Consider the following 10700-nt stretch of genomic DNA (forward strand, 5'->3'; position numbering starts at 1 on the left):
CCTTAGCGGCACTTTCCGTGTACTTCCGGCCGGCTGCCCTGATCTCACGGGACGATGCGATCGTCGCACGCCCCGCGATCGTTGATATGGACAATGCCCAGCTGTGACATTTCGACAGCCTTGCCGCATTCAAATGTGCAGATCGACGCGTCGAAACCTCATAACGCTGCAGCGAATAAAAATGGCGAAGACTACGCCATCGATCATTCTTGCGGAACATAGGCATCAAGATCAACACGGCCGCCGGTGAAAGCAGCCCGCCGACTACGCTCAAACTAGCTCTCGATCGGGCTCACGATCTGCCCGCTGCTTCCTTTTCGGTGGAGAGTGGGGGCCGCGTGCTGTGGCGTCGATGGCGGTCATAACGCCGATGCATTCTTCGCACGAGATCAGAAGCGCCTGGCCGATATTCGTTCAGGACGGCGACTGGTTCAGCGCTCCGTGCGCCGGGTGATCGAGCGCTTCGGCTGTAAGCCCAAGCATTTCAGAAGCATTGCAATCCGGTTTGACGAACGCGCGACGTTCCCGCCGCGGTCGCGCTCGCCTCAATACGTCTCCGGATCGGAGTTCATCAGTCCACGTCCTAATGAGACCCATTGCGTGAGGGCGCATGGCAATTCTCTTTGATCATCACATTATCCTAGAGCGCTTTAGAGGCCACCGCGCGTTTCGCGATATAGATAAGAAAACGTTCGATATCGATTCTCCCGCAAATCGTATCTATCTGCCAGGAGATCGGGAGGTTGCCGCGAAACTAGATGCGTCGCCTCATCCCAGCAGACACGTTTCTTCCTATGTAAAAGCCGTCTGTAAAACACTTGAGCGGATCGCAGATATTTCGAGTCCAAGCGATCGAGCTGCAGAAATGAGGACTCTTATTGACGCAATGCGTATCGGCTTCGTCAACAGCGATCTCTATACAAATGTGCCGATCGGTAAAACGCGCGAGGACGTTGATCTGGGTATTGAGAAGATATTCAGGGACTACAAGGCCTATCGCGATCAATACCCGGAGATACTTAGGGCAATCAGAGACCTCGAGCAAAAAGGAGCAGCTTCCGGCCAGGACCATCTAATTAAATGGTTGCTCTACCTGGACAATCCAGTGAGACAGAAACTGCTAGATGAAGTGATAGCCCGAAATCCTGGCGTCAACATAACTGCAGGTAATCAGGACCTGGAGGGAACGCCGTGGCATTCCAAGTTCGCAGCGCTTGATCCCTCCTCAAGCATTTTTCGCATACCCGGCTCGACACCAGCCAATCCGAGCGACTTCCCGTCCCTGCCGGGCTACAATTCACCTTCTCTCGCCGGTCTGAACGAAACAGAGCGCCTGACGCGAATTGATCCGCGCTTCACAGGTGTGCTCCCAGCTTTTCCCGCGCTAAGTCCGAATGAACAACGGCTCGGTCAATTGCCTCCGACCACGGCCATGCCACCGGAGCCACAAGTCTTGCAATTCCATTCGGAGACAGGCCAACCGCTCATGCGGCTCTCCGATGGATCACAAGTGCTGGGGCCGCCGGCACCTGCTGACCGAGGCTCTGCGTTGCTGATGGGGGCAGCTGTACTCAGTGCAGGAGCTATGATGATACCTGGAGCACAGGGGCTCGGTGCTGCGTTACTCGCGGGCGCAACCGTTACCGCTGCCACCCGACCTGCTTTCTCGGCAAATAACCCAAGTGAAAGCCAGGTTGCCGATGGAAKCGTCTTCTCCAAAGGGGCGGCTCCTTACGATTCATTCGACGGCGATTATTCTCCGCTTCGCTTTGGCAAGGATTGGGGCGGCTCGCTCAGAATTCCATCTAGACCACCACGGATCGAGAGCAAGACGCTTGACCGAGAAGCGGCCCACAGCACCACTTTTGCCGATCGCTTCGGAAACTGGGCCAACACGCCAGCTGGCACCATACCTGCCCAGGACGCGGCAGAAGCGCCAGCCGCTCCTGCCGCAGGAACTGTCGCGCCCGAAGAAGTTCGGCGTCTCACCCGTGTCAACGCGTCGAACGCGGGTAGCGTGTTCGCGTCCGGGAGTGCGCCAGTCCCATATCTGCCTTCCACGGAATTCAACGATCGGTTTGGCAACTGGACCATGCCGACCGGTGTGGACCGGCCGCCGCAGACGAGCAGGCCGATTGGTGTATTCGCGGATGAGCCGAGCTACCTCATTCCGCATCCGATCTTCGGAGTAGATGATCCGGGCAATCCTCACAATGACGCTGAGGAGTGGTTCTCGCGCTGGATACGGCCGCTCCTTCGGCCGGAGTGAAGACTGGCTACGGAGTCGTGCGTATGCCGTTCGAGATCGAGTCGTTTGACTCGTCGGGCAAAACACTGGCAGAATGGCACCATCGAAAGAGTTCGGATCAAGCCCGCGGGATGCCGCGGGCTTTGTTTGTTTCGACGGCACGTGAGACGTTTGGGCGCTACGCCGCTACAGCCGCTCCAAACCATCTCGTCAGCGCGTTCGCGAGTCCGCGTTGGCTCTCATCTCCCACCCAAGCCACATGCCCGTCAGGCCGTACCAGCACGGCTGTGGGCGCCGCAACCTGTCCGATGACCGGAAGCTGCCAGGGGCCGTCGTAGTCGGCGTCGATGAGATTGATCCGATCTGACCAGGGTTCGATGTCGAGGCCGCCGGCCTTGCCAAGATTGAGCAGCAAGCCTCGCGCGCCATGCAGCAGGGTGAATAATCTCGATGGGCGTCCTTCGATCGTCAAATCGAGATCGGGCATGCGCCGCCCGAGCAGCGCGTGCCCCTCGCCGAGATCGTACTGAATGTCGAGCCCGCTCATCATCGCGCCAACGTGGTTGCGCGGCTCAGCCATGGCGAGCAGGTCGGACACGACGTCGCGCGCGGCCTTGAGGCCGTCGTCGCCGCGGCGAAGCAGGGCGATCTGCGCCATGGTGTTGCGCAGCACGCGCGCTGCGACGGGATGGCGTTCGGCGTGGTAGCTGTCGAGCAGGCTGTCCGACGAAATGCCCTTGACCACCTGCGCGAGCTTCCAGCCGAGATTGACGGCATCCTGCACGCCGGTGTTGAGGCCTTGTCCGCCCACGGAGTGATGGATATGCGCGGCATCGCCGGCGAGCAGCACGCGCCCCTTGCGATAGGACGCAGCCTGCCGGCTCGCATCGGTGAAGCGGGAGATCCAGGCGGGATTCTTGAGCGCGAAGTCCGTGCCGTACACGGCGACGAGCGCGTCGCTGAGATCGCGCATCGTGGGCTCGCCGCTGCGCTCGAGCGTCGCTTCCGTCACGACGACCAGAACTCGCCCGCTCTCCGATTTGCTGAGGCCGTGAAAGCCGAGCGCGTCATGACGCAGGCCCCAGACCGGCTCCTCGCCCGTCTCGACCTCGGCCATGAGGTTGCTGAGCGTCGGGCCGAAACCGGCGAAGTCGATGCCGGCGGCCCTGCGCACCAGGCTACGGCCGCCGTCGCAGCCGACCAGACAATTTGCGCGCAATGTCTCGCCGCCGGACAGCGTGACGTCGATGCCGGTCTCGTCCTGAATGAAGCCGGTCACCTCGCGCCGCCGATAGACCGGCACCGCGAGCTCCTCGACCCAGCCGGCCAAAATACGCTCGATGTGGCTCTGCCGCAGCGCGAGCCCGTAAGCGTGCCGGGTGGGGAGGTCGCTGATGTCGAGCCGGGTCCATGCGAAGCCTGCGAGCTGGGTGACTTGTCCTTCACGCAGGAAGCGGCCAGCGATGCCGCGTTGATCGAGGATCTCGATTGTGCGCGCGTGCAATCCGCCGGCGCGCGTACCAACCAGCTCCTGGTTTGCGCGCCGCTCGACAATGGCGACGTCGACACCCGCGAGGGCGAGTTCGGCGGCCAGCATCAGTCCGGTCGGCCCGCCGCCGGCAATCACCACGGCATGGTTGGCAGGCGCCGAGTTCCTTGCGGTGCGCTCAGTCCGGCCGCGCGACGGGGACGTCGGAAGCAGTACAGGCATGTCGTGACCCCTCGACTTGTTGTTTGGGTCGGGGGTTCTACGCGATGGTCGGGGACTTGAAGCAAGCCCCTTGYGCACCACATATTGAGCTGGGAGGGAGAGCGTTCTCTCTTGCAGTCGGCGGTGTTTGACACGTCGGGCAAAACACTGGCAGAATGGCATCATCGAAACGAGTTTGGTTCGGCCCGCGCGGAGCAATCTGCGGCGGGCTTTTTCATGTCCGCTTCGTATGACGACAATCTCGCTCAACACAGGGTTTGACACGTCGGGCAAAACACCGGCAGAATGGCATCATCGAAACGAGTTTGACTAAGCCCGCGCGGAAACGATCCGCGGCGGGCTTTTTCATGTCCGCTTCGTGTGACGACAGTTTCGCCAACACAGGATTTGACACGTCGGGCAAAACACCGGCAGAATGACATCATCGAGACGAGTTTGGTTCACCCGCGCGGATAACATCCGCCGCGGGTTTTTTCGTCTCGGTTCGAGATCGGACGGCGGCCGCATTATGGCCACGCACTCGCATACATGGAGCGCCGATCGGCGCGCCGCCGTCCGAACCAGTTTATTGGCCGTGCACGCGCGAACGTGCCGGCCCGCGGCGCTGGGCCTGTTGCTCGCGCCGCTGCGGTCTCCGGAGACACGGAGATAGGATTCGCGCCCGAAACGATCGCGCTTCGTCACGCGATCTGCCGCGCATTTCTTTTTCGGGGAGAGACGATGACCGCCTATCTGATATCGCTCGCGCTCGCGGGCCTGGTTGCAATCGTGCTGTGGGAGATGTTCTCGTGAGCGAGGAGATGGAAATTGCGCTTGTGAGTGAGCCGGTCCGCGTCCCCGCGCGAAGGAAGACGTCCAGCGCGCGCACGCTGACCGAAATCCGCTCGCTTGCGCGCAGCCACACCAGGACCGCGCTCAGGGTGCTCGTTGGCATCATGCGCAGCGACGACGCAACGCCGGCCGCCCGCGTCTCGGCCGCCAATGCGATCCTGGATCGCGGCTGGGGCAAGGCGGCCCAGCCGATCGAGAATGGCGAGGATGGCGTGCTCGAACTGATTCACCGGATCGAGCGCATCATCGTTTATCCGGGGGGCTTGGGCAGTGGTGCTGCCGGGCGCGACGCTTGAACCGGCGGGCCGTGAAAAATCGCCGGAGCTCAGATCAGCCTTTCTTTCTGGATTCGCTATACATGCGCTGCGCGCTGTCCGGACAATAGGCCATCGAACCGCCGGGCCGCTTGAACTTCCCGTCTTGGGTCTCGCGAACGAAGATCGTCTTCTCGTCGACCTTCTTCAGGAGAATGATCTCCTTGTACGGATGTCCTTCCCTGTCAGCGGACTCGCAGACCACATCAAGTCTGATGCTGCCAGGAGCGGTATCCGATAATTTGCTAATCTTGCAGCCCTCTTCGCCGCCCGAGGTGAAATTATCGCTCCAGTCGATCTGCATGTCGCCGTACTCCCCGCATCTCGCATCGAAACCGGGGCCTGGCTTTGCATAGGCGCCGTCTTTTGGGCGCCATTTACCGGGCGCGCTCTTGGGGCTTTCCTGGGCGTGGATAGGCAGGCCAGCGCACGACAGCAAGAGCGTGGCAAGCATCGACAACGAGGTAAAGCGCTTGATCCAATTCAGTTTCACGAATCCATTCCTGCGCAAGGTTTCGCGGCGGGCTGTCAGAAGGGCGCCCCGGGAATCGAGAATAGTGCGTCGACCATGGGTTGAGCAAGTGCCGTACGAATTTGCATTGCCTGGTCCGCCGCAGTCCATTCAACGAAGAGGAAATTCATACGTCTTGGGAAGATGCTCTGCGACGGATATTGCCACCGACCGACGGCTTTCAACCGCACACGACCAGCCCATACGGTGCGATCCGGGACGTTGGCACGTCGCCTCATCGTGGCGTGGATGCGAACTACTACGTCGGACCAAACGGACAGCAGAGGATCAATCTGAGGCATCCCGCATTTCGCTCTCCGGTCGATGGCATCGTGACGAATGCAGACGAAGGGTCTGCAGGTCGGATAGCGATCAGGGATGCAGATGGCGTGTCACACGAGCTACTGCACACGCACAGGCAATACGTCAGCATCGGCGATCGGGTTGTCGCGGGGCAGATGGTTGGCACGATGGGCAACATGGGAGTGCGCGAGAAGTACGCGGAGAGTGGTGATCATCATCTTCATTATCAATTGATCGACGCCGCCGGGAATCGTCTCGATCCTCAGGCATATTGGAAGCAACGAGAGGTGCCTGCGCCGAGCTCGCCCGCTTACGTTTCGGAGCATCAACGGTATCTCCAGGACGCGGACCTTGTCCCTGCGACCCGTCCCGAAGATGTGCGGGTCCTGAGAAGAATGCCTGCCGGACAATCGGATCGATCCGCCTTCAATTCGAGTGATGGTGTGTCGGTGCCTTTTATTCCTCCCGATGCGTCGTTTCCGACCCCGCCGCAAAGCAACTTCGAGCAACGATTCGGATCGTGGCCTGCGTCTTCCGGCGGCGTCCTTGCTGGCTTCAATCAAGCTCCGCAGGGACAACCCGACACACCAAACAACGAAGACTGGTCCGTGATGTGGCGCAGGCGCACCGGTCTGCCTTAGGGCGAGCAAGCGCATCCATTGTCCATCCCGAAAATTCCGACCGCCAAGATCTTCGAGACGTTGCTTGGGCGCGCGCAACCTCGATTTCGGAATGTCGATTGATCGTTTGACACGTCGGGCAAAACACCGGCAGAATGGCATCATCGACAGAAGTTGGTGTTGCCCGCGCGGACGCAATCCGGCGCGGGTTTTTCGTCTTGATGCCTACGGGCTAATTCTTTGTCTGCTTACCGGTCCGGCGTTGTCCGGCGTAGGCGCGCTGCACCTGATCGCCGCAATAGGACAGCTTTCGGCCGTCGCCGGTAAAGTGTCCGTTGTTGATGATCCAGAGGATGACGGTCTTGTCGTCGATCTTCTTGAACATCAGGTTCTCGCGGTCCGGAGTTGTGTCCACATTCTGTACGCCGACAGCGTCCCCGTTCGAAGCCGGCTGCAATGTGCAATCGGCGCCGATCCTGACGGTGTCCGGGAGTTGAACACGCGTGCGGCGGATATCGCACTTGTTCGAGGCAGTAACGATTGACTTCCTGGCGAACGAAACGACCGTGTCGCTGAATTTCAAGCAACGTTCCTCGAAATCGGCATCCACCGCGGCGTAGACGCCATCTCGCGGATGAGCGCTTTTGAGAGTGAGTTCCTCTTCGGCCTTCCGCTTGGCTTCCTCGGCCTTCTGCTTGGCCTCTACCTTGGCTCTCAGCGTGGCCTCAGCAAGCGCGCGCTGTGTTTTCAGAGGGCAGTAGGCCGCGCGCCAGGGAGGATCCTTGAGCTTCCCATTCAGGCTCTTCTGGACGGAGATCGCCGCCGCATCGAGCCGTTTGATGAACATGACCTCGTTGAATTGTCTGTTCGCCCAGTTGGGGTCGCGCGGGTTGAGGTTTTGCGCCAGATTGTAATCGTCACAGACCATGTCAACCTTCAGCGCGCCTGGGCCAACATCGGTGACTTTCTTGACGTCGCAGCCCCATTCGTAACCGCTGACCGATTTCTCGCCAAGATCGATTGTAAGGCCGCCGCTTTCATCGCAGTTCGACTGGAAATTCTTGCCAGGTTCGGCGTAGACACCGGCCTTGGGACGCCATTTGCCGAATGTCGGAGCAGGCGGTTCCTGTGCGAAGGCAGGAAGTGCGAGAGCGACCAGCGCAGCCGCAGAGAAAACCCGACTGAGAATTCCGCGACGAATAACTCTGTTCACGTAAGCCCCCTCCGGCGAATGCGGCATGTCTTACATGAAACTACCGCGCGCGAAATATTTAGTGGATCAGCGAGAGTTGAGCAAGCCGTCGCCCGCTAGCGAAACGGCGGGGACCGCTGTCTGTCAATTCGCGTGAAGCTCTCTCTCCTTCTTCAAAAAGGGATTTCAACATGTGGGACGACATGATGCGACGTATTCTTCAGCCCGTCGGGGGGATCTCGCCTCACGTTACGAGTCCATACGGCGCAGTGACGGGCAGGCCACGCGGATCAAGTAACCCACACCGGGGCATCGATTTCAATTATGTTGGTGGTCAGGAGGCTCAGCTGAACACGAACCACCCGGACTTGCGGTCTCCCGTGAATGGCGTCGTTGAGCGCGCCGGTGACGATCAGTGGGGGACGATCTCGATCAGAGACAATAACGGCTTGCGGCACCAGATCCTGCATACCAACTCTCGGTACGTTAAGGTCGGCGATGTGGTTGCGGCGGGTCAAGTGATTGGCACGATGGGTAACACCGGTCTTTTTGATAAGAAGGGCAATCCAGGCCAGCACCACGTCCATTATCAGATCAAGGATCACGCAGGTAATGTTCTTGACCCCGGTGCGTTTGCCGATGCGCTAGGACGGTTCGATCCAATTCCCGCGCCGGCTTACATTCCGGAGTATCAGCGGTATCTGCAAAACACGGATATGGTGCCAGGGACCCGTCCCGAAGATGTGCGGATTCTGAGGAGGATGCCTGCCGGAAAATCGGATCGATCCGCCTTCAACTCGAATGATCCCGTGCCGGTACCCGCCATTCCTCCTGACGCTTCGTTTCCGTCTTCGCCAAGAAGCGACTTCGAGAAACGATTCGGATCGTGGCCTACGTCGTCCGGCCGCGTCGTCGCTGGCTTCAATCAAGCTCCGCAGGGACAACCCGACACACCAAACAACGAAGACTGGTCCGCGATGTGGCGCAGGCGCACCGGCCTGCCGTAGGGCGAGCGAGCGCATCCATTGTCCATCCTGAAAATTCCGACGGCCAAGATCTTCGAGCCGCTGCTGAAGCCAGCGCGCTACAAGGGCGTCTACGGCGGGCGCGGCTCGGGCAAGTCGCATTTCTTCGGCGAGCTCCTGGTCGAGACCTGCCAAGCCGAGCGCGGCACGCTCGCGGTTTGCATTCGCGAGGCGCAGCGGACGCTGGCGCAATCCTCGAAGCGGCTGATCGAGGGCAAGATCGCGAGCCTCGGTCTCGGTCACGGCTTCAAGCTGTTCAGCGACAAGATCGAGACGCCCGGCGACGGGCTCATTATCTTCCGCGGCCTTCAGGATCACACGGCCGACTCGATCAAATCATTGGAGGGATTTCGCATCGCCTGGATCGACGAGGCGCAGAGCCTGAGCGCGCGCAGCCTTGCGCTGCTGCGGCCGACGATCCGCGCCAAGGACTCTGAACTCTGGGCGAGCTGGAATCCGCGCCGCAAGAGCGATGCGATCGACGATTTTCTGCGCGGGCGCCGGCCCGACGGGGCCGTCGTGGTGAAAGCGAACTGGCGCGACAATCCCTGGTTTCCTGATGTGCTTGAGGAGGAGCGGTTGCTCGACCAGAAACTCTATCCGGAGCGCTACGACCACATCTGGGAGGGCGAGTATGCGCGCGCCTTCGAGGGCGCGTATTTCGCCTCACTGCTGTCGGAGGCGTGCGCACAGGGGCGGATCGGGAAAGTCGCGGCGGATCCGCTATTGCCGCTGCGTGCCTTCATCGATATCGGCGGCGCGGGCGCTGCGGCAGATGCCTTCACGATCTGGATCGTGCAGTGGGTCGAAAGCGAAATTCGCGTTCTCGATTATTACGAGAGCGTCGGCCAGGTGCTGGCGTATCACGCCAACTGGCTGCGTTCGCGCGGTTACGCCAACGCAATTCTCCATCTGCCGCATGACGGCATCGCCGCCAACAACATCACCGGCAAGCGCTATGAAGATCATTTGCGCGAGGCCGGCTTTACGGTCGAGCCGCCGGTGAAGAACCAGGGGCCGGGTGCGGCGATGATGCGGATCGAGGCGCTGCGGCGGCTCGGGCCGCAGCTCTGGTTCAACGCGGCGACCACCGAGCCCGGCCGCGAGGCGCTCGGCTTCTATCATGAGCGCAAGGACGAGACGCGCAACATCGGCCTCGGCCCCGAGCACGACTGGTCGAGCCACGCCGCCGACGCGCTGGGGCTGATGGCGGTCTGCTACGAGCAGCCGGGCAGGGTGGCCGCGTTCAACCGGCCGATCCGGTATGCCGAGCAGGGCTGGGTGTGACGGGCTCGGTTGGCACGATGTAACCTGTGGTTGACTGTGTTCTTGATATGTTCTATGACGTGCAGTCTCTACCGCTGCGTGAGTTCTACGATGTTGGTGTTCGGAATACTGGTCGACTTGATCGGATACGCGGTGGCGCGAGCCACTTTGCCGTTCCTTTCATTCGGCTGGATCTATGTCGAGCCTTTCAGCGCATCTCCGCAGTCGTTGCGGTGGCCGGGCTGTCGTCGCGATGCGAATGGAAGGATTGAACTGCGGCAAAGGCCTGCGGGTGGATCGGGTTTGGGATTTGCGTCATCGTGCTGCTCGCGACGGCGCTGGTTGTCCACGCCGCTCTCAGTCGGGCATAGCGCCGGACGTGATGCCAGATAGCGGGAGAAGGGGCGTGAAGTTCAATCGAGGCGGCCTGATCTGCGTCGGCCTTTACACGTGTTATATTCTGTTCATGCTGGCGGCGGCCTATCTCGCTCCTAACGACAAGACGCGCGGTTTTTTCGTGGGGCTCAGTGGTCTTCCTGGCTGGCTCGTCGTTGCAGCGTTGCCCGAAGCCGCGATCGAGCAGCTGCCGATTGACTCCTATCTTGTCACTATTGAATCTTGTCACTATTGAAGTCGGCATCTATCTCTTGAGTTTCGCAATCGCCTATTTGTCTGGATG

The 10700-nt window shown here is 60.5% G+C and carries 10 protein-coding genes; 7 read left to right on the forward strand and 3 right to left on the reverse strand.

Annotation, left to right across the window (positions count from 1 at the left end; genetic code table 11):
- The first annotated feature begins 610 nt into the window (after nt 1-610).
- Nucleotides 611-2269 carry an AHH domain-containing protein gene (locus ACXJMY_RS34545; RefSeq protein ID WP_456623827.1) on the forward strand — a complete coding sequence of 553 codons (1659 nt, stop codon included), beginning with the start codon at nt 611-613 and terminating at the stop codon, nt 2267-2269.
- Between the two features lie 157 nt (nt 2270-2426).
- On the opposite strand, the gene ACXJMY_RS34550 is transcribed toward ACXJMY_RS34545, so the two are convergent.
- Entirely contained in the window at nt 2427-3959 is a 1533-nt protein-coding gene (locus ACXJMY_RS34550) for an FAD-dependent monooxygenase (RefSeq protein ID WP_456623828.1), read from the reverse strand.
- Between the two features lie 528 nt (nt 3960-4487).
- On the opposite strand from ACXJMY_RS34550, the gene ACXJMY_RS34555 reads away from it, so the two are divergent.
- Nucleotides 4488-4751 carry a hypothetical protein gene (locus ACXJMY_RS34555; RefSeq protein WP_456623829.1) on the forward strand — a complete coding sequence of 88 codons (264 nt, stop codon included), beginning with the start codon at nt 4488-4490 and terminating at the stop codon, nt 4749-4751.
- A gap of 8 nt (nt 4752-4759) precedes the next feature.
- A complete protein-coding gene (locus tag ACXJMY_RS34560; RefSeq protein WP_456623836.1) occupies nt 4760-5086 on the forward strand; it encodes a hypothetical protein in 327 nt (108 codons plus the stop codon).
- 34 nt (nt 5087-5120) lie between these two features.
- On the opposite strand, the gene ACXJMY_RS34565 is transcribed toward ACXJMY_RS34560, so the two are convergent.
- On the reverse strand, nt 5121-5597 hold the full coding sequence (locus ACXJMY_RS34565) for a hypothetical protein (RefSeq protein WP_456623830.1): 477 nt from the start codon (nt 5595-5597) through the stop codon (nt 5121-5123).
- A gap of 263 nt (nt 5598-5860) precedes the next feature.
- Between ACXJMY_RS34565 and ACXJMY_RS34570 the strand changes: the two genes are divergently transcribed.
- Complete coding sequence (locus tag ACXJMY_RS34570) at nt 5861-6559, forward strand: M23 family metallopeptidase (RefSeq protein WP_456623837.1); 699 nt, start codon at nt 5861-5863, stop codon at nt 6557-6559.
- Nucleotides 6560-6770: 211 nt separating this feature from the next.
- Here the strand turns inward: ACXJMY_RS34570 and ACXJMY_RS34575 are convergent, their stop codons facing one another.
- Entirely contained in the window at nt 6771-7751 is a 981-nt protein-coding gene (locus ACXJMY_RS34575; RefSeq protein ID WP_456623831.1) for a hypothetical protein, read from the reverse strand.
- Between the two features lie 170 nt (nt 7752-7921).
- On the opposite strand from ACXJMY_RS34575, the gene ACXJMY_RS34580 reads away from it, so the two are divergent.
- From ACXJMY_RS34580 to ACXJMY_RS34590, 3 genes are all read left to right on the forward strand, one after another.
- Nucleotides 7922-8737, forward strand: coding sequence for a M23 family metallopeptidase (locus tag ACXJMY_RS34580; protein ID WP_456623832.1), 816 nt, complete (start codon nt 7922-7924; stop codon nt 8735-8737).
- 18 nt (nt 8738-8755) lie between these two features.
- Nucleotides 8756-10042 carry a PBSX family phage terminase large subunit gene (locus ACXJMY_RS34585; RefSeq protein ID WP_456623833.1) on the forward strand — a complete coding sequence of 429 codons (1287 nt, stop codon included), beginning with the start codon at nt 8756-8758 and terminating at the stop codon, nt 10040-10042.
- Between the two features lie 385 nt (nt 10043-10427).
- Nucleotides 10428-10652: a hypothetical protein gene (locus ACXJMY_RS34590; RefSeq protein WP_456623834.1), complete on the forward strand. Its 225-nt coding sequence runs from the start codon at nt 10428-10430 to the stop codon at nt 10650-10652.
- Nucleotides 10653-10700: the final 48 nt, after the last annotated feature.

This window comes from Bradyrhizobium sp. P5_C12, from assembly GCF_054049735.1.

What these genes read in the sequence shown, in the direction of transcription:
- ACXJMY_RS34550 (WP_456623828.1), bottom strand. Translation starts at nt 3,959, where the DNA reads ATGCCTGTACTGCTTCCGACGTCCCCGTCGCGCGGCCGGACTGAGCGC.
- ACXJMY_RS34555 (WP_456623829.1), top strand. Translation starts at nt 4,488, where the DNA reads ATGGAGCGCCGATCGGCGCGCCGCCGTCCGAACCAGTTTATTGGCCGT.
- ACXJMY_RS34560 (WP_456623836.1), top strand. Translation starts at nt 4,760, where the DNA reads ATGGAAATTGCGCTTGTGAGTGAGCCGGTCCGCGTCCCCGCGCGAAGG.
- ACXJMY_RS34580 (WP_456623832.1), top strand. Translation starts at nt 7,922, where the DNA reads ATGTGGGACGACATGATGCGACGTATTCTTCAGCCCGTCGGGGGGATC.